Raw genomic sequence first — 24,264 nt, forward strand, 5'->3', positions numbered from 1 at the left:
ACACCGCGACTGCTCAGCTAGCAAGGAATAGAACCATGATTCCACTGGACCCGGAAAACTGGAGCCTGATGCACGGCAGCCTTGTGTTTTGCGCATGCGCTGCGGTTATTGCAGTGGCCGGCACACGCATTACCCGGATTGTCGATCAGCTGGCTGATCGCACCGGCATAGGGGAAGCTGCGGCAGGTGCCGTATTGTTGGGGGCCTCGACATCTCTGGGTGGTTCCGTGCTCTCGGTTACCGCCGCCTGGAATGGTCATGCTGAATTGGCGGTGAGCAACGCGCTGGGCGGCATCGCTGTGCAAACGTTCTTTCTGGCCGTTGCGGACATGGTATACCGCCGCGCCAATCTTGAGCATGCCGCTGCATCTGTTCCAAACATGATGCAGAACGGGCTGCTCATCTGCCTGTTGGCGCTGATCCTCTTCGCTCCCTACCTGCCAGAGTACACGATTGCGGGTGTTCATCCGGTAACGCCGGTGCTGTTGGGCGTCTATTTCTACGGTATCCATCTGGTTCGCGCCGCAAACGAGTCGCCCATGTGGCGACCTTCCGTTACCAGAGACACGCGGGAAGACACCCCGGACGATCTGGCGACCATGCCACCGCTGGTCCGGCTATGGGCCGAGTTTCTGGTGCTGATGTCTGTTCTGGGACTTGCGGGCTGGACACTGGAGCCTGCCGCAACGGTGATCGCGGTGAAGACCAACCTGTCGCAAACCGTGGTCGGGGTCATGCTGACGGCCATCAGTACGTCAATTCCCGAGTTGGTTACATCCATCGCGGCCGTTCGGCGCGGTGCACTGACTCTGGCTGTCGGCGGCATCATCGGTGGCAATGCTTTCGATACCCTGTTCACCGCAGCTTCTGATATTGCCTACCGGGAAGGCTCGATTTACCACGCCATGCCGGAGGATTCAAAATTTTGGGCGGTTCTTACCCTGCTGATGTCCGGCGTGTTGATGATGGGTTTGATTCGCCGTGAGCGTCACGGTATCGGCCAGATCGGAACGGAAAGCGTGGTGATTATGTTGCTCTATGTGCTGGGCGTGGTGTTGCTGCTGGCAGGCGGTTAGTGTCCAGTGGAGACTAATCGAACCGCCTTGCCTGGCTGAAACGGTCCCGCCAGTAATACCCGTTGAGGGAGGAGTGGGTCACACCGATGGACGTTGAGGAGTGAATGAAACTGTCACCGCCCATATAGATGCCTGCATGCTGGTCTTTGCCCTTAATGCGGAAAAACACCAGATCTCCGGCCCGGAGCTGGTCCCGCTCCACGACATCGCCTGCGGAAAGCATCTGGGACGTGGTGCGGGGTAACTGGCGCCCCAGGGCTTCATCGAAGGCCGTGGCTATGAACCCGGAGCAATCGAAGCCGCTGGCGGAGGTGCCACCATAGCGATAGGGAGTGCCCTCATAGCGCTCGAACACCTGCCATAACCGGTCTGCCTTCGCGGCGTCACCGGCGGTAGCAGCTTCACCGGAAGGCTGCCACGTGGTTTCGTCGGTGGAGCGAAGGTTCTGGTTGCTGGCGCAGCCAGCCAAGGTTAGCGTGACCAGAACTGTGACAAGCGGGAGCGTCTGACATCGATTCACTGCATGTAACCTCGGACTTTTCGGTATTTTGCTACTTTAAAGGCCTGAGCATTCCTTTGTCAGGTTAAAGTTTGCTTCGATTTGTCTTCCCGAAAACGCCACTTGACGGCTTGAGGTCGATTCACGAACTATGGATGCACGCTTTCTGCCCCCGAGGTTTCAATGAGCCCGCCATTCTCTGACAAGACCCAGCGCCTTTACGTAAGAAACGCCGCTATCAACGATATTGCCGGAATCATTGCCCTGAGCCGCCGGGTGTATGAAGGGACCGGCATGTATGGTTACACGGCTGGGCCTTTGACCGGGCAGATCAATACCTTTCCGGAAGGGCAGTTTGTCGCCATGCTTGGTGACCGCGTGGTGGGCTACTGTGCCACCTTCCGCATTGGCGAGGACGTGGCGCTGGCGCCCCATGACTGGACCGAAATTACCGGTAACGGCTACGCTTCCCGGCACGACCCGGAAGGGGAGTGGCTGTATGGCATGGAGTCTGTGTGGACCCGGACTGCCGCGGCTACCGGATTGGCGAGCGCCTGTACAATGAGCGCAAGAACCTGTGTCAGTCGCTGGAATTACAGGGAGTGGTGTTTGCCGGCAGATTACCCACGCTGGCCAAACGTCTGAAAAAGTTTGACTCGGTAGAAGCCTATGTTAAGGCGGTAATGGCCAAAAAACAGCGCGATCCGGTGCTGTCATTTCAGCTGCATAACGGCTTTGAGGTCCATGGCATTATTCCTCACTACCTGGATGCAGACCATGCCTCCCTTGGCTACGGCATCCACCTGGTCTGGCGCAACCCGAAGGTGGTCCGTAGTGACGATAACGGCAAGCGTAAACGCTATGGCCGGCGGGTTCCGGATACCGTACGGATAGGTACGGTTCAGTATCAACAGCGCCGGGTGGCGTCGTTCGAGGAATTCAGCGAGATCGTCAGATACTTCGTCGACGTAGTGGCTACCTACAAGGGCGATTTCGTGGTCTTCCCGGAGCTGTTTACATTGCAGTTGCTGTCCATTGAAAGCCGCGAGGGCACGCCTGCAGAAGCCATCGAGGCGGTGACCGAATATGCGGAACCCTTCCGGAACCTGATGCGGGATCTGGCCCTTCGGCACAACATCAATATTATCGGCGGCTCAACGCCGGTCAAGGAAGACGACGGCCGCGTTCGCAATGTCGCCTACGTGTTCCTTCGGGACGGACAGGTGTTTTCACAACCGAAGATTCACCCCACCCCGAACGAGGCCTACTGGTGGAATATAACCGGTGGCAGCCGTGTTACCGCCATTGAAACCGATTGTGGGCCCATTGGCGTGCTGGTCTGTTACGACGCCGAATTCCCCGAGCTGACCAGGCACCTGGTGGACCAGGGTATCCAGATCCTGTTTGTGCCCTTCTGCACCGATGAGCGCCAGAGTTACCTGAGGGTCCGTTACTGTTGTCAGGCCCGCGCGGTGGAGAACCAGTTGTTTGTGGTCATGTCCGGCAATGTGGGCAACCTGCCCAAGGTTCCCAATATGGAGCTGCAATATGGCCAGAGCTGCATTCTGACACCCTGTGATTTCCCGTTTGCCCGCGATGGCATCGCCGCGGACACCACCCCAAACGCGGAGACAGTCGCCTTCGCCGACCTGAGGCCGGAAACGCTGCTCACTGCCCGCAACAGCGGTACGGTCAAGAATCTAAAGGACCGCCGGCACGACCTCTACACAGTGAACTGGCGTGGGCAGTAAGCCGTCATGGCCCGTTTGGTGACGTTGTTCAGGACACTACGTCGGTTACTGTTTTGGGGGCTGCTGCTCTTTCTGCTGCTTGTGATTGCAGGAGGGTGGTACGCCCGCGTTGCATGGGAGGACTGGCGGCAGGCAAACAATCTACACAGTCTCGAATGGCAGGGGATGGAGGTATCTCTGGGCGGGGTTCGGCTGCAGGATTTTTCTGCAAGCCAGGTGCGGGACGGTCAACCGTATTCACTGGAAGGTGGGGACCTGTCGCTGGGCTGGACCTGGGACTGGCATGGGCCGGCGCTCAACGTACTACGGGTGGGCCTGTTGAGAGTCGATATCCCGGTGTGGCCAGGCTCTGAACAACAGGCCGGTGCGTCTGACGGTCTTCCCGCTGATCTGCCGCTCTGGTTGCCTGAAGAGATTATGATTGATCGGCTCGCTCTTACTCTCCCCGACGAGATACGTGCCGAGGGCGATCTGGCCGTCTCAAAACTTTCGAGGCCCGACCAGCGTGAACTTGTCACCAACGCCATGAAGGTGGAGGGGGCGACTCCAGCAATTACCCTGGCCGGGTGGCAACTCCACAAAGGGCAGGCGAAGCTGGTGTTTGCCGGCAAGGCCGACGGGCAATCCGCTACCCTGGAGTTCAACGATGAAACGCGCCTGGAACTCGCCCGGGTGAATGCTCCGGCCAATGCCGCGCAATTGGACAACGTGAAGCTCAACCTGGCGGGCACGAAACTGACTACGCTGCATAGCCTGCAGCCAATGGCGCTTGAGACGCTTGCTCTTGAGGGCCCAGTGGTGGCCACGGCAGCCGCTTTCCATCATCCGCACCTGAACCCGCAGCCTTGGCGCCTCGATGGTTGGCTGGGGGGTAATCTTAAAGCCCTCAGGTTCGATGGCAGGCTTTCCTCAGACGCAGGGGCCAGCGCTGATATTGCTTTCCGTTTCCCGTTCGATGGCATTCCGGCCCTGGATGCCGAAATGACCGCCACCGGTGCAAGAGGGCACCGTGCCCTGGCCGATACCTTCACTGCCTTGCCGGAGGAACTTGAGATCGGGGAGGGCAGCATCCACACGAGCCTGGGGCTGCGTTTTCCGTCCGACGGCCTTCAGATGCAGGGAGAAATCGGCTTCGAAGACCTGGGTGGGCTGTTTGGCCGAACGGCCTGGGCCGGGCTGGCGGGCAAGGTGGCCATCGAGATTTCAGATGACAGGCTGGAGGCCGACAGCTCTGGTTTGTCGGTGGCCTCCGTTAATCCGGGCATCCCCCTCAATAACATCCAACTGGCCGGCCGTTATCGGTCGACGACTGAACAGCTTGCTGCCGGTACCCTGGTGCTGGAGCAGGGGGCTGCGGGGCTCCTGGGGGGCAATCTCCGCATTGAACCCGCAGAGTGGCAATTAACGGAAACGCCCCTGAAGATTTTGCTGGAGCTGAGCGACATTGAATTATCGCAACTGATGGAAGTCTACCCCTCAGAAGGCCTTTCGGGCAGCGGTATACTCCGGGGCACTGTGCCGGTGTTGATCGGCGAACAGGGTGTCAGTATCGATGCCGGGAAGGTTGAAGCGGAGCCCCCGGGTGGCACGCTGAAGCTGCCGGCAGAGCGGTTGAGAAGCATGGCCCAAAATAACGAGGCCATGGCTCTGGTGGTGCAGGCGATGGAAAACTTTCACTACACCGTTCTCAACAGCACGGTAGACTATGACCAGAATGGCAAACTGTTTCTGGGGTTGCGCCTCGAAGGCAGCAGCCCCGAGGTGCGCGACGGACACCCGATCGTACTTAACATTAATCTGGAAGAAGACATTCCGGCGTTGCTGACCAGCCTCCAGCTCAGTGGCCGGGTCAATGAAGCGGTGACAGAGAAGGTGCGCAACCTGATGCAGAAACGGGATGAACAAAACCAGCCAGGCCGATCGGAAAACTAATCAGGAGTAAGGCAGATGAACGGATACAGCTCGGGCGTTTTGCCTGTGAAAATTCGAAACACGCTGGGGATGGTGGCGCTGGCCCTGGGTGCCGCAGCATGCACGCCCACGGTGCAGATGGAGGCACCCAAGGAGCCCATCACGGTAAATCTTAACGTCAAAATTCAGCACGAGATCTACGTGAAGGTGGATAAAGACGTGGATGAACTCTTCGGCGAAAAGGGTTTGTTCTGATGGTCAATTCTGAATCCAGGGAGTCACTCATGAAACCTTTTGTTCAACTCGGTGCAGTCATCCTCGTACTTTGCCTGGCAATGCCCGCATTTTCGATGGGGCTGGAAGAAGCCAAAAGCCAGCTGGATGCCGCCAAGCAGCAGGGATTGGTGGGCGAAACGCCAACCGGTTATCTGGAAGTGGTCAAGGCAGACGGCAACGCCCGGGGTATTGTTGAAGCCATCAACAAGGCGCGGCGGGACGAGTACGCCCGTATCGCCGAGAAACACGATATTCCCGTGACCCAGGTGGAAACAGTGGCCGGCAAGAAGGCCCTTGAGAAAACTCCGGCTGGGCAGTACATCCTGGTGGACGGCGAGTGGGTCCAAAAATAGATGGCTCGTTTCGAGGAAATCGGCACGGCAACCATTCCCGGCAACGGCACCCGGTTGCGTCTGCTGCAGCGCAATGATGAATTTTCGATCAAGATCGCCGGGACCACCGGTGAGCTGATGAATAGCCGGCTACACGGCTCGGAAGATGCCCTGGCCACGCTTGCCTGCGAGCGCATTGCAGAGCTGCCCGGGCCCCGCGTTTTGATTGGCGGGCTGGGTATGGGATACACACTGGCCGCCGCTCTGGGCGCCTTGCCGGAAACTGCCCGTGTGACTGTGGCTGAACTCGTTCCGGAAGTCGAGGTGTGGAACCGGGGCCCGTTGGGGGCCGCAGCCGGCTATCCGTTGAACGATGCCAGAGCCAACGTCCATATCGGTGACGTAGCGGAACTGCTGCGGGAAGGCGATGGCGACTGGGATGCCATCCTGCTGGACGTGGACAACGGCCCTGAGGGGCTCACCCGTAAGGAAAATAACTGGATTTACTCCCCTGAGGGTATTGCTGCCGCCCAGAAATCTCTCAGCGCCGACGGCATCCTTGCCTACTGGTCCGCCGGGCCGGAGTACGCGTTTACCGAGAGGCTACGCCGTGCCGGGTTCTCTGTTGAGCCTGTCACAGTACGGGCTTTGCGTCCGGGCAAGGGTGCTCGCCATGTCATCTGGCTCGCCTGGTAGACGGCGGAATCCTGAACGCCTGTTGCTGAATGGTCATTCGCAATACATGCACGTGGGTTGTATTTTTAGAGGTAGGAGGCAATGCTGTGTAGTAAGAGCCTCGTTTATTCTCTGAGATACTCAGGAGGTATTTCATGAAATCCTCAATGAGTCTTACCGGCGAGCAAGAGAGCCACAAAGTAGCTGCTGTTTTCGACACTGAGAGTGACGCCAGAGGCACTGCCAGGGCCCTGTGTGAAGGAACGAGCCTGACGGATGACCAGGTGGCTGTTCTGAGCCCCCGTGACGGGCATCCGGGCAGAGAGCTGGAGCCTGAGGATCAGGGCATCTGGAACACGCTTGTACGTTCCCATGTCGGGTTGGGTGCCGGTGGTGTGGTGGCGGGTTTTGTCGTGTTTCTCGTGCTGAGTGCCCTTGGCATCGGATTTATTTCCCAGAACTCGGTGGTGGCCGCCTCAGTGCTTGCCGCGTTAGGTCTAATGGTAGGGCTGCTACTCGCAGGGGCGGTGACGATTCGTCCGGATCACACACCCTATCTGATGAAGGCACAGTCCGCGTTAAGCAAAGGCAAATACGTACTGACGGTTCACGCTTCCAGCACACAGCAACTTCAGGAAGCAAAGTCGCTTCTTGATACCCGGAATGTTAAAACCGTACAAACCATCTGATGCGGATGCTGTGGTCGTATTACGGGTTACCCGGTGCGCTGTTTGTGGCGCGTGGGCAGGTTTGTCGGCGAGCCTGGCTCCTGGCTAGTCGTCGCCTGCCTCGGCGTCCCGTATTCGCTCCTGGCGCTCGCGCTCTTCTTCCTTGGCAGCGTCAATAACCGCCATCAGTTCGTCGACATCGGCGCTTTCGGTGTCGTGTTCGAAGCAGCCAGTCAGTCGGCTGTCTGGGTGCAGGTCGCCGGACTCGTAGAGCGCCCAGATTTCCTTGCCATAATCGGTGTTCAGTAACTCCGGGGCGAAACGACCGAAATACCGGCGCATGTTGTCTACGTCCCGTTCCAGCATCTGTTCGGCGCTGTTATTCCCGGATGCATTGACCGCTTGAGGCAGGTCGATAATCACCGGGCCTGTGGCGTCAACCAGCACATTGAATTCTGACAGGTCTCCGTGAATAAGCCCGGCGCTGAGCATGCGCACCACGTCAGCAATCACCTTGATGTGGTAAGCCCGCGCCTGTTCTGGCGTGAGCGTGACGTCATCCAGCCGTGGCGCGGCCTTGCCGTCTTCATCGGCGATCATTTCCATCAACAGCACACCGTCCACGAACCCGAAAGGTTCCGGTACCCGTACGCCGGCACCGGCGAGCCGGTACAAGGCGTCTACCTCGGCGTTCAGCCAGGCATCTTCCTGTTCTTTCTGCCCGTAGCGGGTTTTCTTGCCCATGGCCCGAGCGCGGCGGCTGTTGCGAACCTTGCGGCCTTCCTGGTATTGAACGGCCTGTTTGAAGCTACGTTTCTGCGCTTCCTTGTAGACCTTGGCACAGCGCACACTGTCGCCACAGCGCACCACGAATACCTGCGCTTCCTTGCCACTCATCAACTGGTACAACACTTCGTCCACCATGCCGTCGTCGACAAGGGGCTGTAATCGTTTCGGTATCTTCATAAATCCGTCGGTTGCCTGGTTCGCCTGGCCGGCAAATCGTTCTGGCCGGCATCTCTGGGCGTATACTACCTGAAATCGGTGCCGGAACCCTCATGCCCGAAGTGATCCGCAGCTGCTTCAGATTGCGTAGTCAATCTGCAACACTGGTATAAACACCTGAGGCAGGAGAGAGTCTATGAGCAACGATCCGGTCATGCTGATCACTGGCGCTTCATCCGGAATTGGTGAGGCAACCGCGCGGGCAGCGCAAAAGGCAGGTTACCGTCTGGTTCTGTCAGCCCGCTCTGAAGACAAACTGAAACAGCTGCAAACGGACCTGGGCGGGAGCGAACGGGTAATGATCGCCCGCTGTGACGTGCAGAGCGTGGAGGACCAGCAGGCTGTAGTAGACAACGCCCTGGCCACGTTCGGGCGGATTGATGCGGTGTTTGCGAATGCTGGTCGTGGGGGTGAACCCGGCGGGTTCAGTGGCGCCGATCATGAGGTCTGGAAGGACATGATCCTGACCAATATCTACGGTGCCGGGCTGACCGTCCAGTGCTGTCTGCCTGCCCTTCGGAAAAGTCGGGGGCACCTGCTGCTGACCGGCTCTGCCGCCGGCCGGGTAACCATACCGGGCTCTATGTACAGCGCTACCAAGTGGGCGGTCTCTGCCATGGGTTATGGCGTCAGGGAGGAGCTTCGTGGCTCTGGCATTCGTGTCACTCTGGTCGAGCCCGGGATGGTGGATACACCGTTCTTTGATGAAAGCCCGGCGAACGCCCTCAAACCAGACGACATCGCCCAGGCGGTGATGTACGCGGTGTCCCAGCCAGCACACGTGGATGTTAACGAAATTCTGGTGCGACCAACGCCTCCGCTGGAATAAAGCTGCAGTTGCCGCTCAGTGAGTCGCTTCGCTGGGTGGCTTCTGGTCCATATTTCTGGCGAGTATCTTCTCGGCATCCAGTGACGCGATAGGTACCTGGGTATCCCGGGGAATATCGCCACTGAGCTGGAGGGCAACGTAACGCATGGCACATACCCGCAGAAATGACGTGAAGTTGCCAAGATCGTGCCCTGCGTCGATGGATTCGTGATAGAGCCTGGTGATCATCTGGGGCAGATTCATACCATCTCGGGCGGCGATCTCCGTGAGGGCGTTCCAGAAGGCGTTTTCCATACGAATGCTGGTAACCATACCGTCGATACGCAGGGAGTGGGTGCGGCTGACCCAGAGGTCCGAATCCGCGTGGACGAAGAGTTTGCACATGGCGTTTTCCTCATGAATCCGGGGCCGCGGTAACGGCCCCGCTCCGGTCACTTGTCCAGCAGTTTGAAAAACTGTGTTAGCCACTGGGGGTGGGCCGGCCATGCCGGTGCCGTCACCAGATTACCATCGGTTACCGCGGCGTCAACATCGATGGCGGCGAAGCGGCCACCAGCCAGTTCCACTTCCGGCTGACAGGCCGGATAGGCCGAACACTCGCGGCCTTCAAGAACGCCCGCGGCAGCCAGCAGTTGAGCACCATGGCAGATGGCCGCCACCGGTTTGTCGGTTTCGAAAAAGTGGCGCACCAGCTTTTTCACGTCCTCGTTCAGGCGCAGATACTCCGGCGCTCGGCCACCGGGTACAACCAGAGCGTCGTAATCCGCGGGATTGAGTCCGGCAAAATCCGCATTCAATGCAAATCGGTGGCCAGGCTTCTCGGTGTAAGTCTGGTCGCCTTCAAAATCGTGGATGGCAGTGGCCACGGTGTCTCCGGACTTCTTGTCCGGGCATACTGCGTGAACCGTATGACCCACAGCCTGGAGTGCCTGAAAGGGCACCATGGTTTCATAATCCTCGGTGAAATCGCCGGTAATCATCAGTATTTTTTTGCCGCTCATACCCTTCTCCTTGTGCTTGTCGGTGGTAGCCTGAATACACTAACAAGTGCCAGACGACAGCGGGTATTAGGGGAATACTACAGTGTTATGTTATAACACTGTGACGGGCTGATTCTTTTTTATTTATCAACATGGACACTCTATGACTTCACCAATACCCACCAACCTCGTTCTCGGCTTTCTGGGAGTGGGGAAGACCACGGCCATCCTGGATCTGCTCAGGCAAAAGCCGGAGGGAGAAGTATGGGCAGTTCTGGTGAACGAATTTGGTGAAGTGGGAATTGATGGCGCCATACTGGAAACCGAGGGTGCCTTTGTGCGGGAAATTCCCGGTGGTTGCATGTGCTGTGTGGCCGGATTGCCGATGCAGATTGGTCTCAATCAGCTGATCCACAAAGCGAAACCAGACAGGTTGCTGATCGAACCTACCGGGCTTGGGCATCCCTCCCAGATTATCGAGACGTTAACGGGCGAGCACTATCAGGACGTACTGGCATTGGGACCTGTGCTTTGTCTGGTGGACCCCAGGCGACTGGAGGAGCCCAGGGTTCTGAAAAATGTACAGTTCCGGGATCAGGTTGCTGCAGCCGACATCGTCGTAGCCAACAAGACGGACCTGTGCGAGCCGGAGCAGATTGCTCACTTTGATGACTGGCTGGGGAGTCTGGAGGGATCGCAGAAAGCCGTGTTTCATACCCGACAGGGCCGCATGAACACCGCGTGGCTTGATGGCGAAACCGCATTGTCAGAGGTGGCTTCGCCCAATGCGCATCATCATCACGAGCCGGCAGAGCCTACGCCCGTTCCGGATATCCGGGAGCAGCCCTGGCAACGGATCAGTAACCAGGGCCAGGGCCACTTCAGCCTGGGTTGGAGGATACATCCTGATACCGTATTTTCCGAGACTGCCTTGCTGGCGTTATCCATGGACAGCCGTTTTGTCCGCTTCAAGGCAGTGGTTCGTACCAGTGATGGCTGGCGGACCATCAACATGGCCGACGGCGCGCTGTCGGTCTCTGAATGCGAGCCAAGGGATCTGTCCCGCATCGAGCTCATCAGTGAGCAGGGTCTGGATAGCAATGAACTGGACGCCAGTCTGCGGGAGTCCGTCGCGCAAATGGTGCCGTCATGCTGAAGATTTCCAACACTGTTGAGCTGGGTGATTGGGAGATTGAGCTTACCCAGATCCGGGCCCAAGGGGCCGGAGGCCAGAACGTCAACAAGGTGGCTTCGGCGGTGCACCTGCGTTTCGATATCCTTAACTCCAGTCTGCCGCCGTTCTACAAGGAGCGGTTGATGGTGATCTCTGACCAGCGCATCAGCAAGGAAGGCATCATTGTTATCAAAGCGCAGAAATACCGCACGCTGGAACTCAACAAGGAAGATGCTCTCGGGCGCCTGAAGGAACTGATCCAGGAGGCGGTAAAACTGCAGAAAGCACGCCGGCCCACTCGCCCTACCAAGGGTTCACAACGCCGGCGTGTTGATAAAAAAACCAAAAAAGGCAAAACCAAAGCCTTGCGGGGCAAGGTGCCGCTTTAATTCAATACAGCAGGTAAGTTGCGTAACCGGCACTGATCGCCATGCCAATAACAACCGCCAGGAATACGGCCACCAGAGTCGACCGAAACAGAGACTTCAGAAGAATCACTTCTGTCAAGCTGGCACCCGCACTGCCAATGATCAGCGCCATGACGGCACCCGCACTGACACCCTTGCCCAACAGGGCTGCGGCTAGCGGGATAACGGCCTCGGCCCGAATGTAAAGCGGAGCCCCGATGAGGGCTGCGAAGGGGATCGCGAAGGGCTTGTTGGCGCCGGCGTATTCGGCCAGCAAACCGGTCGGTACGAAACCGTATATTACACTTCCAATAGAAATGCCCAGCATCAGGTATGGGAGCACTTTCCGGAAATCCGACCAGGTTTCACTCCAGAGCCCCGCGAACTTTCCGGACCGGATGTCCCAGAGAATCGATTCATAATAGGAGACGTTGGGAGCTGCATACCCCTGGCCGTAGGTAATTGAACCGCTGCCTCCAGAGCTTCCACCTGAACAGCCAGCCCCTGCATCCTTTGCTGGCTGGGGCTTGCCGGTTGCCGCTTTGCAGCCCTGAACGGTATCGACGTTCAGCACATAGCGCTCGAATCCCAGGCTCTGCAGCGACCATCCGGCTATGAGGGATACGAGGAAAGCAAAGGTAACGTATATTCCCGTCAGCTCCAGGCCGAAGGTTGCGGCAAGCAAGACCACGATGATCGGGTTTAGCAAAGGGGAGGCGAACAGGAAAACCATCATCGGACCGAATCCGGCACGGGCCCGGATAAGTCCTTTAAGCAGAGGGATTGTCGAGCAGCTGCAAAAGGGCGTAATAGCACCCAGGAACGCAGCAAGCAGATAACTACGCCCCTGCCGGGCGCTGAGCAACGCTGCGATCTTTTCCTGCGGCACATAACGCTGCAATATGCCAACGAGCCAACTGATCAACAGGAACAGAAATGATAATTCTATTGCCAGAAAAGCGAACATACCCAGGGTGTCTTGCATTTCCTGTGACATAGCAACCTCTATATTTCTAGATATATGGAAATATAAACTTAAATTGCACTGTCTTCTTGTGTCAAGTACATTTCTAGAATTATCGAATTAAAGGCAATAGTAATGACAAACGAAGAAGCAGCGCTGTGTCTGGCTGAGCTCGGGAATACTCACCGGCTGTCGATTTTCAGGTATCTCGTAAAGGCCGGCCACGATGGGGCGTCTGTTGGGGAGGTGCAGCGCCAGCTTGATATACCGGGGTCGACCCTGTCCCACCATCTCTCGCGCATGGCCAATGCAGGCCTCATTCGGCAAGTAAAGCGAAGCCGTGTTATTACGTGCCTGCCAAATTTTGAGTTGCTGGAAGAGTTGACGGGGTTTCTCCGGGAGGAATGCTGCATGGGACATGAGGTTGGCAGCGAGACTACCGGCGCTCAGTCCTAGCCCCGGAAACGCCTGTTTTCACGTGTGACTCTGGCCTCCCCAGCCCCAAACGCGCCGCTTCCTCGCGCCGGCGCAGGTAAAGATCCCGGCCAGCTGCGCCTGCCAGAAAAACAAATCCAGCGAATTCAGTGATAGCGCTGTAGTCGATAAACAGGGCATAAAGAACCAGTACAGTGCCGATCACGCACAGAATAGCCGGTAACGCTGAACGGTGACGTCGGTATCCGACAGCGATGAATAGTGTTGCAAGGATTGTGAGCAGGGCAATGGTCCCGGCCCACAGGCTTGGGGTGAGCGCCACGCCGGCCCCCAATGCCGCGAGTATGGCCACTGCAGCCAGGGCTCCATAACAATTGATCAATGCCAGTGTCAGGGTCGCCACGCCGAGAAATCCCCGCCGATGCAGGTCCGTCAGCCAGCGCCTGGGATGACATCGCCTCAACCAGCGTTGCCACCACTGCGGTGCCCGGCCAGCCCTTTGGGCCCTCAACTCAATGGAATGGGCACCAAAGCTTTTCGCAATTTCTCGGGTTTGTTGGCTGGGGCTGTGGGCGAAGTAATCCAGTCGACGCACAATTCGGATATTTTCAAACCCCGCATCACCCAGCATGGCCAGCAGGCTGTCTTCTACCGTGGCGCCAACCACGCACTCCACCCACAGGCGGGGGTCGGAGTCGCAGTCGACATTGACAGGCCGGTTTATGACAACGTCCGCCAGTTGCAGTCGTCCACCAGGTCGCAATACCCGGAACATTTCCCGGAGGGCCAGGCGCTTATTCGGTACCAGGTTCAGGGCGCCGTTGCTGGTGATGCTATCAATACTTTCGTCCGCCAGAGGCAGATGTTCGGCGGACGCCTGGATGACCCCTACATTGGGATAACGCCCGTCAGCGTGATACTTGAGTTTTCTAGTCATGGCGGCGGTCAGGTCCAGCGCAATCACCTGACCACCGGTGCCAACCCTGGAGGCCGCAATCAGCGAGTCGTTACCTGCACCGGCCCCGATATCCAGGGAGGTGTCTCCGGGGTGTAAGGCATCTGCCATGAAGGGGTTGCCCACACCGGCGAACGACGCGGCGACGCCTTGGGGCAGCGAGTCCACATCGGCGGTGGCGTAGTCAAGAAAACGAAGAGCCTGCCCGCCAACAGGAAAATGGAAGTGGGCGTCGGGTCTGTCTGCCACTGCAGTGTACATATCCTGGACGGCCTCGGTAATTTGCTGCGGTGAGTATCCAAGAACGGCAACCATGGGTGTTTCCTCCTGTTTCGGTCCGGGCCGGTCAGAAGCGCTCTATCATTTCCTTGACACGGCGTCGCAGCCTTTCCGGGGCTTCCTGCCGGCCACTTTTTGCGACCCGCTCCCGGAGTTTTCGCTCAAACTCCGCCCGGCTGAAGCAGTCGTGGCACCTTTCCAGATGCCGTTCTATTTCGGCGCTGGCGTCACCGTCCAGTTCCCGGTGCAGATAGTCCAACAGGTGCTCGACAACCTCTTCGCAGGAAATCCAGGACTCGTTCATACATCACCTCCACTGGCTCCCGGGTGCTGTCCACCGCATTTCGACAGTCCGGCCTCACGGCCCTGTTGCCATAGTGCTTTCTGCAGGAGCCCACGGGCCCGCCATAGCCGGGAACGTATTGTACCCAGGGGCAGGTCGAGCAATCGGGCTGCCTGTTCGTAGCTGTAACCTTCCACCTCGACCAGCACGGTCACGATTCGATAGGCATCCGGCAAGTTATCTATGGCTTTGCTGATGTCTTCCTGCAGCAACGTGTTGATAAATTCCTTTTCGGGTGTTCCCCACCAGAGCAGGAAGGGTTGGTGCAGTTTCTCGAACAGTGAAAACCGGTTGTCACCGTTCTCGGGTTCGAGTTCAACCTCCCTGTTCTGACGGCACTGCCGGCGTCGCCAGTGGGATATGAACGTGTGATGGAGAATCCTGAACAGCCAGCCTTCCATGTGGTCGAGATCATTGAGCTGGTCCAGCTTGCTCCAGGCAGTTGATATCGCCTCCGCCACCACATCCTCCGCATCGTCCGGATGCCTCGCCAGCCGCAGGGCGGTGCCGTACAGGCGGTCCATCAGAAGCGTTACCTGTTGCTCGAACTGGTCTCTGCGTGCCTGTTGGCTGACCACGGGAGTTGATTGCCGGGTGCTGGTTGCCATGTGCTCTCCTGTTTTTGCCACAAGGACGCGCCGGACGACGAGATTGTTCCCGCCGGCCCTGGTTGCCGATGCCGGGAACAAATCCGGTTGCGACTGCGTCCTTGCGGCCGACCGGGACAGTTCCCGGCCCACAACAACACCACCAATAGGGAGGATAGAACCCATGGCAGGCAACACAAGCATTCGTTCACCCCGCGGGCTGGATATCAACGGCCGCTGCCTTGCGATGGCTGCGCTGTTGACCGCGTCCCCGTTCACACTGGCAGTTACACCGTATAACGGCGAAGGACATATCATGGTGACGCCGTCGGACCTGGAGTGGGGGCCGGTAGGTTCAATGGCCCCTGGGGCCCAGATCTCGATCATTGAAGGGGATCTTGCAAAGGAAGAGCCGTTTACCATGCGGCTGAAGTTACCGGCGGACTACGTGATCGCCCCCCACATACATCCTGCGTATGAACGGGTGACAGTGCTCTCTGGTACCTTCCATTTTGCCCACGGAAAGGAGGTCGACCGTGACAAGGCATCGGCCCTGCCCGAGGGCAGCGTTGCTATCATGTCGCCCGGTGACCCGATGTTCGGCTACACGGAGGAAGAAGTCGTCATCCAGCTGCATGGTACTGGCCCCTGGGGTATCGAGTATCTGAATCCGGAAGACGACCCCCGGAACTGACTGGTCGTCAGTGGTGCCGGATAGCGGCGCCACTGACCTCCATGCTGCCTGGCCTGAGAGGGTGGCGCCCAGGGAAGGTGGTTTCAGTTCTTTTCCAACAATCTCGCGCCCGGCCCGTCTTCACCGAGTTCATCCCAGGGATTTCGCAGTCTGCAGGCGTCTACTGAAAGGCATCCGCACCCAATGCAACTGCTCAGTTGATCCCTGAGCCCGATGAGCATCTCGATCCGCCGGTTCAGGTCGGCCTTCCAGCTCTGTGACAGTATTTCCCAGTCTTTGGCAGTCACGGTTCGATCTGTTGGAAGAGTCGCCAGCGCCTCTCCAATCTCCGAGAGTGGAATTCCGAGCCGTTGAGCCACCTTGATGATGGCAATACGCCTTAATACATCCCGATGGAAGCGTCGCTGGTTGCCGGCATTGCGCCAACTGTCGATCAGTCCTTTTTTCTCGTAAAAATGTATGGCTGAAACGGCAACACCGCTGCGTTCCGCGACTTCCCCCACGCTCATTGCAGCCCTGATCTCGCCCTTGCCTATGCTCGCCATAGCAATCTCCAATGTTCCGGGTTATTGACCTGAAGTTTACTTGAGGTTTTAGGATGCTGTCGAACCTGATGCGACAAAGAGGAGAAAACATGAAACAGATTCAGAGTGACCTGTGGGAAACCGATGTGGAAAGCCCTTTTCCTGGCCTGACAACCCATGCCTACCTGCTGACCCGGGACGATGGCAATGTGCTGTTCTACAACACTGGCCATCAACGCGAAATTGACCGGATGGCTGAACTGGGAGGCGTGGCCTGTCACTTGCTCAGCCATCAGGACGAGTTGGGCGATACCATCAACACGATTCACCAGCGCTTTGGCGCCAGGCTCGGGGGGCACGTTCGCGAACGTGAAGAGTTTGCCAGGGTCCGCAACCCCGACATCCAGTTTGAGCAAAGAGAGACCATCCTGGGAAACGTGGAGGTCATCCCCACACCCGGCCACACACCGGGAAGCACCTGCTTTCAGGTAACTTCCCCGAACGGACTACGCTATCTCTTCACAGGGGATACCCTGTTCATGGCAGATTCGGGAGAATGGCAGGCAGGTTTCATCAAGGGCATGAGTGACCGTGATGAGCTGCGTTCCAGCCTTGAACTATTGGGCACTCTGGAGCCGGATGTTGTGATCTCCAGTGCCTTTGGTGGGTCATCCGGCTTCATGGAGGTTGGTCGGAAGAACTGGGCAGAATATGTCGAAAGGGCGCTGGCCCGGTTGTGATGGAGGCTCAGCGGGGGCGGTTTGCCCCTGCTGACGTTGCCTTCTCGCCATTTACTCGTCCACTATCGTCTCGAAGCCGCCGTAAATCAGCCGCTTGCCGTCGCACGGCATGGGATTGACGTTAGGCTGGATACGGGGGTCCTCCATCACTTTGGGCATGCCCTTGTTTCTGGCTTCACGGGATGGCCAGAGAATCCAGGAAAAAACAACCGTCTCGTCCGGCTTGCATTTCACGGCCATGGGAAAGGAGGTGATATCACCATCGGGCACGTCATCGCCCCAGCATTCCACCAGCTTGAGGGCGCCGTGATCTTTGAAAACCACGGCCGCATCGCTGGCATGTTTGATGTATTGTTCCTTGTTGGCGGTCGGTACCGCCGCTACAAATCCGTCGACGTAAGTCATCGGTGTCTCCTTGCGTCAGTCTTTCGGGGGAAGTTCACGCGCCGGGCGGACTTCAATGCTGCCAAAGCGCGCCGGAGGAATCCGGCTGGCAAGCTGCAGGGCCTCGTTCAGATCGTTGGCTTCCAGCAGGTAGAAGCCGGCAAGCTGCTCCTTGGTTTCGGCAAAGGGGCCATCCGAGATCAGCACTTCGTCATCCCGGACTCTCACCGTGGTGGCCGTCTCGATTGGCTGCAGTGGCTGGCCTGTCACGAATTTGCCCTGCTCCGTGAGCCTCTCCACTCCGGCGATGCACTCCTGGTTAAGGTCATGCCACTCCTTTTCGCTCATGCGGTTAATGATGCTTTCCTGGTAGTAAACCAGTGCTACGTATTTCATAGTGTTCACCCTGTCTGTCTGGGGATGTATCAGTGAGTCGTCCACGAGACCGTGAGATCGACAACCGCGGAATATTTTTTGTCAGGCGTTGTCCAGTTGCGCCAGTCTCTGGCTCAGGAAGCGTTGTTCCGGGCCCTGCTGGGTAAGGGCGAGTGCACGCTGATAGGCTGCCCGTGCCGATGACAGATCTCCTGACCGACGGTAGAGATCGGCCCGGGCGGCATGGAACAGGTAGTAGTTCTGGATTGCCTTGTGGCTTGCAAGATCGTCAATGAGTTTAAGGCCTTCTGCCGGAGTGCCATGCATGGCGACAGCGACAGCTCGATTCAGGGCGATGACCGGGGAGGGGACTTCACGATAGAGCGCTTCGTAGAGTCGTGCGATGCGCGCCCAGTCAGTGTCCTCGGTACCGCTGGCTTGAGCATGGGTTGCGGCAATCGAGGCCTGGAGGGTATAGGGGGCTGTCGGTGTCAGTTCCAGTGCTTTGGTCAGTGCTGTAAGGCCAGAAAGTATCTGCTCGTGGTCCCATAGATCCCGGTTCTGCTCTTCCAGGGTAATCAGATCACCGTTGTCATCCTGCCGGGCGTTGCGGCGTGAATCCTGAAGCAGCATCAGCGCCAACAGGCCGAAGACTTCACCCTCGGGCAACAGTTCGGCCAACAGGCTGGCAAGACGGATTGCTTCTCTGGCGAGGCCAAGGTTGACGATCTCATCGCCTGAACTGGAAGAATACCCCTCATTGAATATCAGGTAGATAACTTTGAGAACGTTCTCGAGGCGTTCGGGTAGTTCCCGACGTTCCGGCACCTCGTACGGAATTCTGGCTTCCTTTATCTTGCGCTTGGCACGGACAATCCGCTGGGCTGTCGTGGCGGGTTTCTGCAGCAGGGCACTTGCGACCTGTTCCGTGGTCAGCCCGCACACTTCCCGCAGAGTCAGCGCCAGTTGCGCCTCGATAGCCAGCCCGGGATGGCAGCACGTGAAGATCAGCCGTAGCAGGTCGTCGTCAATGTGGTCTGTGTCTGTTTCGGGAGTGGCGCTTTCATCGTCAGCAAGCAGGGGCTGATTGTGCCTGGCAGTCTGGCGTCGACGGATATGGTCGATGCCCCGTCGATGGCCGGCGGTTATGAGCCAGGCGGACGGGTTCTCCGGAACCCCCTGCTGCGGCCACTGTCTGAGCGCTGCGGTGAAGGCTTCCTGGGTGACCTCTTCCGCCAGGTCGAAATCGCCAAGCAGGCGTATCAGGGTGGCCTGCACCCTGCGGGAGTACTGTTTGTAGATTTCGTTGATGTGCCTGCCTGTGTTCATGGTCGCGTCACCTGGTTTCCTGCGGCGAGTGCTCTGGCCATTTTGATAACAATAATCATTGTTTTATTGTGTATTCAAGTGAATGCGATGAAAGAAATACCATCCAGGAAATGGAGAGCGCTATGACCGCATCAGAAGACCAGCTTCGAGTGTTCTACGATGGCGCCTGTCCAAGCTGCGTCAAGGACCGCAGACTCTATGAGCGGCTGGCGGGCAGGACCGGCGAATCGGTAGAGTGGGTGGATATCACCGGCCGCGACGATGAGCTTAAGCAGCGGGGCATTGAGCCAGAGGCTGCGCTTCAGGAACTGCACGTGGAAGACAGCCATGGCAACATCCATCGTGAGCTGGATGCCTATATTCTGCTGATGTCGCGGGTATGGCTTCTGAAGCCGCTCGCCTGGCTGATTGGCTTGCCCGGTATCCGGCCCGTACTGGCCAGGCTTTACCATAAATGGGTCGGTGAGCGGCTTGAAAGAACCGGTCGCCTGCCGAAGTAATCGGCTGCGGGTCGACGAATAGCGGCATTCAGTCTAGGGTTTAGTTAAGGATGTTCCCGAAGCTGCGGAGCCTGCCAATGCAAATAGCCTATCGAGCCCGTGACCTTGCGGAAGCCCATATTGTTGCCGGCCTGCTGCAATCAAGGGGCATCGAGACCCATGTGGGCGGGCACTATCTGCAGGGTGCCATGGGGGAGATCGGGGCCGCCGGTTTTACCAATGTCCATGTGGAAGATGAAGACTACGTGCACGCTCGCGCACTCGTCGCCGAATACGAAGCTGCTACACCTCCGGCACCCCCTTCAGACGAGGTTGAAGACCGGGCCAATAGCTACGCGACCTGGTTTTTATTGTTCCTGGCGGTGGTAATGGTGGTCCTGTTCGGTGCCTTGTAAGAGGCGCCCAGTGTTTTGGCGGCTCTCCGGGCCCTCGCCCGAAGAGCCAGGACCATCAGTGGCCGTAAACCCGCATGGATGTGTTGCGGATGGAAAGGTCGTCCAGTGCTACTGATCCGATCGACGTTCCGCCAACCAGAACCTGGCCGATGGACATATCGGCTTCAAACGTATTGATGTCGATTGCCAGGCTGTCGACCCCGGCTGAATTGGCATCCTTATAGATATCCATGTCCACAAGAGTGAACAGCGGTAGTAACGACGGATTGTCCGGGTCGTAACCGGCGCCGGTGATACGCATGTCACGAATTCCCATGGCCAGGAACGGCACATCCATTTCCAGTTCGTCAATGGCGAAACGGGTGGTCAGGTTCAGGGTGTCTGTATCGGTGTCCACCGTGGCCTGAGCCTGGAGAATGAGGCCTTCCGCAGAGAAGTTATCCGCCAGCAGGGTGCTCTCACCCCCGTTGCCTCGCAGTTCCCACGCACCGGTACGGACGGCAAAATCCACCGGCCGTGCGGTAATGGGAAATACGTTGATGATGGCATCGCCGTCGTCAGCAATATCAAAGTCAATCTTGATGTTGTCGATCAGGTCCGTGCTGCTGGTGCCAAAGATGGCATCCCGCCCTGACGTGAATTCCTCGAACATATCGATACGATCAGCACCGCCAACAAAGATGTCGCTGATGCCCAGCGTCCCTTCATCGGTATAGGTGAACTCGTCCATGGTGACCTGAGTTTCCAGTTCAATGGTGACACCGGCCTGACCAGTGATCTGGCCCATGTCGGAGTCATGCAGTGGTTTGAGTTCGGCATACCCGCTCAGGGGCAGGCCGGCTATGGCTAACACTAACGCTGATTTCTTCAGGCTTGTCATTGTTATCATCCTTCCTGGTGTTGTTATTGTGCCGGGAGGCCGTATAACGGCCTCCCGGACTTTCCTCAGAGGTTCGGGGTCAATGTCAGATCAATGCCATTGTCCGGACCGGCAAGGAACTGGTTCAGAACGTCAGTCAGCGGACCGCAGTTCGCGAGCGGTGGCAGGTCGTAGTTGCCGGTTACATCACCACCCTCGGACAGCGAGAAGTTGGTGCCTTCCACGGATTCCAGCCCGATATTGACCGGGTCGGCCGTGCGACAGTCGTTGCCGCCACCTACTGGAATTTGCAGGCCGAACAGCCGAACCGTAACCTTCGGAACTTTCACATAGAGCGAAGAGTTGGCCGTCAGGTTGCCGTTCACCAGCGTACCGGTGGTGACATCAGCCTGTTCGAACTCCACCCTGGCGTTAGCAGTGAGGCTCTTGAACAGCAGCGGGATCTTGAACTGTCCCTGTGTGGGATCCAGTGCAAGGTCCGCCTCGAACATGCCCGTGGCCAGCTCCAGCTGGGTTGCGATGCTGCCTGACAGCGGTAACGAACTGCCGGAGGCTTTGATGTCGGTTTGTCCTGCCAGGTCCAGGAGAACCTCGAGGGTCTCGCCACTGCCATCGTTACCCTGACCACTCAGTGGTACGGAAACGTCCGGGGTGGCCGGGTCGTCGGAGGCAATGTTCAGTGCAGCGCTGCGACCACCTGCGGCGGAGGGCGTAAAGTTGACGGCGACGGTGCAGGTTTCCTCAGGCGCGACGGTGGTGCAGTCGTTGGTCTGAATGAAATCTCCGCTGTTGGTGCCGCTGATATCGACGCCATTGATCATCAGCGATTCATTGCCTTCGTTGGAGATGGTGATTTCCGCGGAAGCCGTTTCCCCCAGCCTCACAGTGCCGAAGCTGATGTCTTCAGGCGTGACCACGATTTCCGGGATCGGAGCCAGCACGCTGGTACCTGTCAGCGGCACTTCCACAACCGGAGTCTCGGTATCGCCGGATTCGATGGTCAGGGCCGCATTCTGGTCACCTTCGCCATCCGGGATATAGGTAACGGCTACATCGCAGCTCTCGCCAGCGGCAATGGTTGTGCAGCTGTTGGTTTGTGTATACGCGGAGGCGTCGGTGCCACCGATACTGATGTTGTTGATGCCAAGCTCAGCCTGGCCAGTGTTGGAGATGGTAACCACTTCCTCCGCGGTGGTGCCGGCCTGTACGTTGCCGAAGTCGATGCTTTCCGGGCTGACGGCAATGCGTGGCTCAAACTGCTCGTCGGGGACCACTTGCAGGGTTTGCAGAATATTGTCCTGTCCCGGGTTCTGTACACACGCCGAGGTGAATTCACCAATGGGCGCCGGCGCAATGTCTCCGTTCTCGACACGGGCAATCATGTCGAGTGTAAGTCCACCGATGCTGATGACCGCTTCGCCAACATCGTCTTCGTTAAATGTAATGGCCGGAGAGGTGCCCTGTGCGGGGACGGTAAACTCGCCGGTTTCGTCGGGAATCGGTGATTGGGGGATGGTGAGCGGTACCGTCAGATCAATTTCGCGATTTGGCGTGACGACGGTTGTTTCATTGGTGGCGGTGCCCTCAATGGTGGCAGAGCCCACCAGTTTGAGGCCCAGGCGGGAATCTTCGTTTACCGTTGTCAACGCATCTACCGTGAACTCCGGAGTCGGGTCGCCCACGGTTGCCTGGGTAGGCACATCGGCGCTGATCTGCGCGCGAATCGGCTGCTCACCAATCAGCGGAAAGGGACAGGTGAATTCCAGTTCCAGTGACACGGGTTCGGCAAAGGCATTGCCGCCACCGGTCATCAACGCAGCGGCTGCTATTGCAGAACCGAGCGTACGGACGCTTTTGTTGGGTTTCCTGAGTTTCATGAGTTCGTCCTCTAGGGTTTCAGTCTTTGTTGTATGGGTATGCAGAAATCACCGATGAGGACTGCCGTATCGGTCTTGCAATCATTCCCTTTATGGCAGCGCTGGAGGTTAATCCCCCGCGCTGTTGTATTAGGCCGCCGGGGGGGAGGGACGGTCATTGCTGTGGCCGGCAGCGTTTTTGTCCAAAGCGGAGAGAAGGCGGGGGGATTTCTGTTTTCGTGACGCTCTTCAAATCCTGGTCGCCGCCGGTTGGGGGCGGGTAGGGATTTATTTAGGGTCTCGTGCCTGCCGGCGAATATCACCCGGAGTATGACCGGTCCAGGAGCGGTAGGCCTTGGTGAACCCCGCCTGGTCGCTGAACCCCAGCTTTTCGGCAATGGAGTCCAGGGGAACCGCGGTGTCGGTCAGATAGAGGGTGGCAAAGTTCTGGCGAATCTCGTTCCGCAGCTCTCTGAATGAGGTTCCAGCCGTGGCAAGGTGCTGGCGCAGGGTACGGGGGCTCATGTCGAGCCGGCGAGCGAGGTTGTCCATAGTGCAGGGGCGGCCCGGCTGGCTCATGATCATTTCCCGAACCTGCATGACCGTTTCATCGGCCTGTTCGGAGGGTTCCCGTTCTCGGGATCGGGCGTTGGCAAGAATGAACTCAAGCCCGGTGTCGTCATTGCGTATCGGCCGCCCGGACAATGGCATGGTGACCTGGCTGGCAGGGGCATTGAAGCGAAATTCGCAATCGCTGGCAACGGTATTCCATTGCTCGGGGCCCAGCCCGGTTTCAAAATCGAATTCAAAGCAGAAATGCGTACACACCTGGGAGGAAATTCGGTGGATACTGCCCATGTAGATCTTGGTCAGGCAGGGCCGCAGGTCTCCCAGGCCCCAGTTGTCGTGCAGTTGTATGCGGAAGGTGGAACCGGTAGAGCTGAGATCCATATCCATCAGTGGCAGGCCCACCCGGAGATACTGCACAATCATACTGATCAGCCGGCGCGGGTTTTCCTGCCCCAGTACCGCGAAGCCCAACAGACCGTGGGCCGGGAGGTCCAGTTGCTGGCCGAACTGAAATGCAGCCCGTTCGTCACCCATCAGCCATTCGGCCTTGCCCAGTAACTGGAGCACCTGGCCCATGGAGAGGCACGCATCCGGGTTGTCCAGCAGTTCGCTGGTAATACCGGTGTCACCAAGGATGGCGTGGCGCCTGACACCCCTGCGCTCCATAAACCGTATAAACTGCCGGGCATAACGAGCGGAGATAATGGGGACTTCGAGTGCCATACGGCTGGAAGTTTCCACCATTCGTTCCATGATAGGGACCCTTCTGTTAATGGAACTGTCGCTTTCAACGTACAGTCGTTCACTGTAATGGGGCCAGTATAGGCTGGGTTTCGGGAGCTGATTTTCCTCATCGTTCACGGTTCTGGTT

General features: G+C 58.0%; 31 protein-coding genes. 16 read left to right on the forward strand and 15 right to left on the reverse strand.

Annotated elements, in window-relative coordinates; translation table 11 throughout:
- Positions 1–35 precede the first annotated feature (35 nt).
- Positions 36–1,076: a sodium:calcium antiporter gene (locus ABJM11_RS13780; protein WP_348296453.1), complete on the forward strand. Its 1,041-nt coding sequence runs from the start codon at positions 36–38 to the stop codon at positions 1,074–1,076.
- Between the two features lie 13 nt (positions 1,077–1,089).
- Here the strand turns inward: ABJM11_RS13780 and ABJM11_RS13785 are convergent, their stop codons facing one another.
- On the reverse strand, positions 1,090–1,596 hold the full coding sequence (locus ABJM11_RS13785) for an NlpC/P60 family protein (protein ID WP_348296454.1): 507 nt from the start codon (positions 1,594–1,596) through the stop codon (positions 1,090–1,092).
- Between the two features lie 162 nt (positions 1,597–1,758).
- Between ABJM11_RS13785 and ABJM11_RS13790 the strand changes: the two genes are divergently transcribed.
- The 7 genes from ABJM11_RS13790 to ABJM11_RS13820 all read left to right on the forward strand — a co-directional run bounded on the left by ABJM11_RS13790 (position 1,759) and on the right by ABJM11_RS13820 (position 7,209).
- Positions 1,759–2,220 (forward strand): hypothetical protein, encoded by a 462-nt coding sequence (locus ABJM11_RS13790; RefSeq protein ID WP_348296455.1) that lies wholly within the window; start codon positions 1,759–1,761, stop codon positions 2,218–2,220.
- Positions 2,221–2,258: 38 nt separating this feature from the next.
- A complete protein-coding gene (locus ABJM11_RS13795) occupies positions 2,259–3,326 on the forward strand; it encodes a carbon-nitrogen hydrolase family protein (protein ID WP_348296535.1) in 1,068 nt (355 codons plus the stop codon).
- Positions 3,327–3,332: 6 nt separating this feature from the next.
- Positions 3,333–5,258: a YdbH domain-containing protein gene (locus tag ABJM11_RS13800; protein WP_348296456.1), complete on the forward strand. Its 1,926-nt coding sequence runs from the start codon at positions 3,333–3,335 to the stop codon at positions 5,256–5,258.
- Between the two features lie 69 nt (positions 5,259–5,327).
- Entirely contained in the window at positions 5,328–5,492 is a 165-nt protein-coding gene (locus ABJM11_RS13805; protein WP_191967019.1) for a YnbE family lipoprotein, read from the forward strand.
- A 29-nt stretch (positions 5,493–5,521) separates the two neighbouring features.
- Entirely contained in the window at positions 5,522–5,866 is a 345-nt protein-coding gene (locus ABJM11_RS13810; RefSeq protein WP_348296457.1) for a YdbL family protein, read from the forward strand.
- Positions 5,867–6,541 (forward strand): hypothetical protein, encoded by a 675-nt coding sequence (locus ABJM11_RS13815; protein WP_348296458.1) that lies wholly within the window; start codon positions 5,867–5,869, stop codon positions 6,539–6,541.
- A gap of 134 nt (positions 6,542–6,675) precedes the next feature.
- The gene (locus ABJM11_RS13820) at positions 6,676–7,209 is read left to right on the forward strand and encodes a hypothetical protein (protein WP_348296459.1); all 534 of its coding nucleotides are present in this window, start codon (positions 6,676–6,678) and stop codon (positions 7,207–7,209) included.
- 84 nt (positions 7,210–7,293) lie between these two features.
- Here the strand turns inward: ABJM11_RS13820 and ABJM11_RS13825 are convergent, their stop codons facing one another.
- Positions 7,294–8,154 (reverse strand): PA4780 family RIO1-like protein kinase, encoded by an 861-nt coding sequence (locus ABJM11_RS13825; protein WP_348296460.1) that lies wholly within the window; start codon positions 8,152–8,154, stop codon positions 7,294–7,296.
- A gap of 175 nt (positions 8,155–8,329) precedes the next feature.
- Between ABJM11_RS13825 and ABJM11_RS13830 the strand changes: the two genes are divergently transcribed.
- The gene (locus ABJM11_RS13830) at positions 8,330–9,022 is read left to right on the forward strand and encodes an SDR family oxidoreductase (protein ID WP_348296461.1); all 693 of its coding nucleotides are present in this window, start codon (positions 8,330–8,332) and stop codon (positions 9,020–9,022) included.
- A 15-nt stretch (positions 9,023–9,037) separates the two neighbouring features.
- Here ABJM11_RS13830 and ABJM11_RS13835 read toward each other — a convergent pair whose 3' ends face one another.
- Together ABJM11_RS13835 and ABJM11_RS13840 are read right to left on the reverse strand one after the other, a co-directional pair.
- A complete protein-coding gene (locus tag ABJM11_RS13835; protein WP_348296462.1) occupies positions 9,038–9,406 on the reverse strand; it encodes a ribbon-helix-helix domain-containing protein in 369 nt (122 codons plus the stop codon).
- Positions 9,407–9,453: 47 nt separating this feature from the next.
- The gene (locus ABJM11_RS13840; protein ID WP_348296463.1) at positions 9,454–10,023 is read right to left on the reverse strand and encodes a DJ-1/PfpI family protein; all 570 of its coding nucleotides are present in this window, start codon (positions 10,021–10,023) and stop codon (positions 9,454–9,456) included.
- A 142-nt stretch (positions 10,024–10,165) separates the two neighbouring features.
- Between ABJM11_RS13840 and ABJM11_RS13845 the strand changes: the two genes are divergently transcribed.
- Positions 10,166–11,158: a GTP-binding protein gene (locus ABJM11_RS13845; protein ID WP_348296464.1), complete on the forward strand. Its 993-nt coding sequence runs from the start codon at positions 10,166–10,168 to the stop codon at positions 11,156–11,158.
- Positions 11,152–11,565, forward strand: coding sequence for an alternative ribosome rescue aminoacyl-tRNA hydrolase ArfB (gene arfB / locus ABJM11_RS13850; protein WP_348296465.1), 414 nt, complete (start codon positions 11,152–11,154; stop codon positions 11,563–11,565). The genes ABJM11_RS13845 and arfB overlap by 7 nt, the downstream gene beginning before the upstream one ends.
- A gap of 1 nt (position 11,566) precedes the next feature.
- On the opposite strand, the gene ABJM11_RS13855 is transcribed toward arfB, so the two are convergent.
- Entirely contained in the window at positions 11,567–12,580 is a 1,014-nt protein-coding gene (locus ABJM11_RS13855; protein ID WP_348296466.1) for a permease, read from the reverse strand.
- 102 nt (positions 12,581–12,682) lie between these two features.
- Here ABJM11_RS13855 and ABJM11_RS13860 point away from each other — a divergent pair, with 102 nt between their 5' ends.
- Complete coding sequence (locus ABJM11_RS13860; protein WP_348296467.1) at positions 12,683–13,003, forward strand: helix-turn-helix domain-containing protein; 321 nt, start codon at positions 12,683–12,685, stop codon at positions 13,001–13,003.
- On the opposite strand, the gene ABJM11_RS13865 is transcribed toward ABJM11_RS13860, so the two are convergent.
- Genes ABJM11_RS13865 through ABJM11_RS13875 form a run of 3 tightly spaced genes read right to left on the reverse strand, consistent with a single transcriptional unit; the run spans position 12,984 to position 15,167 of the window.
- Positions 12,984–14,252, reverse strand: coding sequence for a MerC family mercury resistance protein (locus ABJM11_RS13865; RefSeq protein ID WP_348296468.1), 1,269 nt, complete (start codon positions 14,250–14,252; stop codon positions 12,984–12,986). The two genes, ABJM11_RS13860 and ABJM11_RS13865, sit on opposite strands and share 20 nt — an antisense overlap.
- Positions 14,253–14,283: 31 nt before the next feature.
- Positions 14,284–14,520 carry a zf-HC2 domain-containing protein gene (locus ABJM11_RS13870; RefSeq protein ID WP_348296469.1) on the reverse strand — a complete coding sequence of 79 codons (237 nt, stop codon included), beginning with the start codon at positions 14,518–14,520 and terminating at the stop codon, positions 14,284–14,286.
- Positions 14,517–15,167: an RNA polymerase sigma factor gene (locus ABJM11_RS13875; protein ID WP_348296470.1), complete on the reverse strand. Its 651-nt coding sequence runs from the start codon at positions 15,165–15,167 to the stop codon at positions 14,517–14,519. Before ABJM11_RS13875 ends, ABJM11_RS13870 begins: the two co-directional genes overlap by 4 nt.
- A gap of 163 nt (positions 15,168–15,330) precedes the next feature.
- Between ABJM11_RS13875 and ABJM11_RS13880 the strand changes: the two genes are divergently transcribed.
- Positions 15,331–15,840 carry a cupin domain-containing protein gene (locus ABJM11_RS13880; RefSeq protein ID WP_348296471.1) on the forward strand — a complete coding sequence of 170 codons (510 nt, stop codon included), beginning with the start codon at positions 15,331–15,333 and terminating at the stop codon, positions 15,838–15,840.
- An 83-nt stretch (positions 15,841–15,923) separates the two neighbouring features.
- On the opposite strand, the gene soxR is transcribed toward ABJM11_RS13880, so the two are convergent.
- Entirely contained in the window at positions 15,924–16,385 is a 462-nt protein-coding gene (gene soxR, locus ABJM11_RS13885; RefSeq protein WP_348296472.1) for a redox-sensitive transcriptional activator SoxR, read from the reverse strand.
- An 89-nt stretch (positions 16,386–16,474) separates the two neighbouring features.
- Here soxR and ABJM11_RS13890 point away from each other — a divergent pair, with 89 nt between their 5' ends.
- Complete coding sequence (locus tag ABJM11_RS13890; RefSeq protein WP_348296473.1) at positions 16,475–17,104, forward strand: MBL fold metallo-hydrolase; 630 nt, start codon at positions 16,475–16,477, stop codon at positions 17,102–17,104.
- A 51-nt stretch (positions 17,105–17,155) separates the two neighbouring features.
- On the opposite strand, the gene ABJM11_RS13895 is transcribed toward ABJM11_RS13890, so the two are convergent.
- The 3 genes from ABJM11_RS13895 to ABJM11_RS13905 all read right to left on the reverse strand — a co-directional run bounded on the left by ABJM11_RS13895 (position 17,156) and on the right by ABJM11_RS13905 (position 19,192).
- Positions 17,156–17,509 (reverse strand): DUF1428 domain-containing protein, encoded by a 354-nt coding sequence (locus ABJM11_RS13895; protein WP_348296474.1) that lies wholly within the window; start codon positions 17,507–17,509, stop codon positions 17,156–17,158.
- A 15-nt stretch (positions 17,510–17,524) separates the two neighbouring features.
- Positions 17,525–17,884, reverse strand: a complete 360-nt coding sequence (locus tag ABJM11_RS13900; RefSeq protein WP_348296475.1) for a YciI family protein — start codon at positions 17,882–17,884, stop codon at positions 17,525–17,527.
- A gap of 81 nt (positions 17,885–17,965) precedes the next feature.
- Positions 17,966–19,192 carry an RNA polymerase sigma factor gene (locus tag ABJM11_RS13905; RefSeq protein ID WP_348296476.1) on the reverse strand — a complete coding sequence of 409 codons (1,227 nt, stop codon included), beginning with the start codon at positions 19,190–19,192 and terminating at the stop codon, positions 17,966–17,968.
- 122 nt (positions 19,193–19,314) lie between these two features.
- Here ABJM11_RS13905 and ABJM11_RS13910 point away from each other — a divergent pair, with 122 nt between their 5' ends.
- Together ABJM11_RS13910 and ABJM11_RS13915 are read left to right on the forward strand one after the other, a co-directional pair.
- Positions 19,315–19,692 (forward strand): DUF393 domain-containing protein, encoded by a 378-nt coding sequence (locus ABJM11_RS13910; protein ID WP_348296477.1) that lies wholly within the window; start codon positions 19,315–19,317, stop codon positions 19,690–19,692.
- Positions 19,693–19,769: 77 nt separating this feature from the next.
- A complete protein-coding gene (locus ABJM11_RS13915; RefSeq protein ID WP_348296478.1) occupies positions 19,770–20,087 on the forward strand; it encodes a DUF2007 domain-containing protein in 318 nt (105 codons plus the stop codon).
- A 55-nt stretch (positions 20,088–20,142) separates the two neighbouring features.
- Here the strand turns inward: ABJM11_RS13915 and ABJM11_RS13920 are convergent, their stop codons facing one another.
- The 3 genes from ABJM11_RS13920 to ABJM11_RS13930 form a co-directional block, all read right to left on the reverse strand.
- Entirely contained in the window at positions 20,143–20,967 is an 825-nt protein-coding gene (locus ABJM11_RS13920) for a DUF6160 family protein (protein ID WP_348296479.1), read from the reverse strand.
- 65 nt (positions 20,968–21,032) lie between these two features.
- Entirely contained in the window at positions 21,033–22,844 is a 1,812-nt protein-coding gene (locus ABJM11_RS13925; RefSeq protein WP_348296480.1) for a choice-of-anchor D domain-containing protein, read from the reverse strand.
- Positions 22,845–23,111: 267 nt separating this feature from the next.
- Positions 23,112–24,146, reverse strand: coding sequence for a helix-turn-helix domain-containing protein (locus ABJM11_RS13930; protein ID WP_348296481.1), 1,035 nt, complete (start codon positions 24,144–24,146; stop codon positions 23,112–23,114).
- Positions 24,147–24,264: the final 118 nt, after the last annotated feature.

This window comes from Marinobacter sp. (genome assembly GCF_039977835.1).
GTDB lineage: Bacteria > Pseudomonadota > Gammaproteobacteria > Pseudomonadales > Oleiphilaceae > Marinobacter.

Excerpts from the sequence above, each read along its gene's own strand:
- ABJM11_RS13790 (WP_348296455.1), top strand. The coding sequence starts at position 1,759 with ATGAGCCCGCCATTCTCTGACAAGACCCAGCGCCTTTACGTAAGAAAC.
- ABJM11_RS13865 (WP_348296468.1), bottom strand. The coding sequence starts at position 14,252 with ATGGTTGCCGTTCTTGGATACTCACCGCAGCAAATTACCGAGGCCGTC.
- ABJM11_RS13890 (WP_348296473.1), top strand. The coding sequence starts at position 16,475 with ATGAAACAGATTCAGAGTGACCTGTGGGAAACCGATGTGGAAAGCCCT.
- ABJM11_RS13910 (WP_348296477.1), top strand. The coding sequence starts at position 19,315 with ATGACCGCATCAGAAGACCAGCTTCGAGTGTTCTACGATGGCGCCTGT.
- ABJM11_RS13810 (WP_348296457.1), top strand. The coding sequence starts at position 5,522 with ATGAAACCTTTTGTTCAACTCGGTGCAGTCATCCTCGTACTTTGCCTG.
- ABJM11_RS13905 (WP_348296476.1), bottom strand. The coding sequence starts at position 19,192 with ATGAACACAGGCAGGCACATCAACGAAATCTACAAACAGTACTCCCGC.
- ABJM11_RS13835 (WP_348296462.1), bottom strand. The coding sequence starts at position 9,406 with ATGTGCAAACTCTTCGTCCACGCGGATTCGGACCTCTGGGTCAGCCGC.
- ABJM11_RS13800 (WP_348296456.1), top strand. The coding sequence starts at position 3,333 with ATGGCCCGTTTGGTGACGTTGTTCAGGACACTACGTCGGTTACTGTTT.
- ABJM11_RS13855 (WP_348296466.1), bottom strand. The coding sequence starts at position 12,580 with ATGTCACAGGAAATGCAAGACACCCTGGGTATGTTCGCTTTTCTGGCA.
- ABJM11_RS13895 (WP_348296474.1), bottom strand. The coding sequence starts at position 17,509 with ATGACTTACGTCGACGGATTTGTAGCGGCGGTACCGACCGCCAACAAG.
- ABJM11_RS13830 (WP_348296461.1), top strand. The coding sequence starts at position 8,330 with ATGAGCAACGATCCGGTCATGCTGATCACTGGCGCTTCATCCGGAATT.
- soxR (WP_348296472.1), bottom strand. The coding sequence starts at position 16,385 with ATGGCGAGCATAGGCAAGGGCGAGATCAGGGCTGCAATGAGCGTGGGG.
- ABJM11_RS13915 (WP_348296478.1), top strand. The coding sequence starts at position 19,770 with ATGCAAATAGCCTATCGAGCCCGTGACCTTGCGGAAGCCCATATTGTT.
- ABJM11_RS13930 (WP_348296481.1), bottom strand. The coding sequence starts at position 24,146 with ATGGAACGAATGGTGGAAACTTCCAGCCGTATGGCACTCGAAGTCCCC.
- ABJM11_RS13815 (WP_348296458.1), top strand. The coding sequence starts at position 5,867 with ATGGCTCGTTTCGAGGAAATCGGCACGGCAACCATTCCCGGCAACGGC.
- ABJM11_RS13920 (WP_348296479.1), bottom strand. The coding sequence starts at position 20,967 with ATGACAAGCCTGAAGAAATCAGCGTTAGTGTTAGCCATAGCCGGCCTG.
- ABJM11_RS13870 (WP_348296469.1), bottom strand. The coding sequence starts at position 14,520 with ATGAACGAGTCCTGGATTTCCTGCGAAGAGGTTGTCGAGCACCTGTTG.
- ABJM11_RS13900 (WP_348296475.1), bottom strand. The coding sequence starts at position 17,884 with ATGAAATACGTAGCACTGGTTTACTACCAGGAAAGCATCATTAACCGC.
- ABJM11_RS13880 (WP_348296471.1), top strand. The coding sequence starts at position 15,331 with ATGGCAGGCAACACAAGCATTCGTTCACCCCGCGGGCTGGATATCAAC.
- ABJM11_RS13845 (WP_348296464.1), top strand. The coding sequence starts at position 10,166 with ATGACTTCACCAATACCCACCAACCTCGTTCTCGGCTTTCTGGGAGTG.
- ABJM11_RS13820 (WP_348296459.1), top strand. The coding sequence starts at position 6,676 with ATGAAATCCTCAATGAGTCTTACCGGCGAGCAAGAGAGCCACAAAGTA.
- ABJM11_RS13925 (WP_348296480.1), bottom strand. The coding sequence starts at position 22,844 with ATGAAACTCAGGAAACCCAACAAAAGCGTCCGTACGCTCGGTTCTGCA.
- ABJM11_RS13825 (WP_348296460.1), bottom strand. The coding sequence starts at position 8,154 with ATGAAGATACCGAAACGATTACAGCCCCTTGTCGACGACGGCATGGTG.
- ABJM11_RS13840 (WP_348296463.1), bottom strand. The coding sequence starts at position 10,023 with ATGAGCGGCAAAAAAATACTGATGATTACCGGCGATTTCACCGAGGAT.
- ABJM11_RS13780 (WP_348296453.1), top strand. The coding sequence starts at position 36 with ATGATTCCACTGGACCCGGAAAACTGGAGCCTGATGCACGGCAGCCTT.
- ABJM11_RS13795 (WP_348296535.1), top strand. The coding sequence starts at position 2,259 with ATGGCCAAAAAACAGCGCGATCCGGTGCTGTCATTTCAGCTGCATAAC.
- arfB (WP_348296465.1), top strand. The coding sequence starts at position 11,152 with ATGCTGAAGATTTCCAACACTGTTGAGCTGGGTGATTGGGAGATTGAG.
- ABJM11_RS13875 (WP_348296470.1), bottom strand. The coding sequence starts at position 15,167 with ATGGCAACCAGCACCCGGCAATCAACTCCCGTGGTCAGCCAACAGGCA.
- ABJM11_RS13860 (WP_348296467.1), top strand. The coding sequence starts at position 12,683 with ATGACAAACGAAGAAGCAGCGCTGTGTCTGGCTGAGCTCGGGAATACT.
- ABJM11_RS13805 (WP_191967019.1), top strand. The coding sequence starts at position 5,328 with ATGGTGGCGCTGGCCCTGGGTGCCGCAGCATGCACGCCCACGGTGCAG.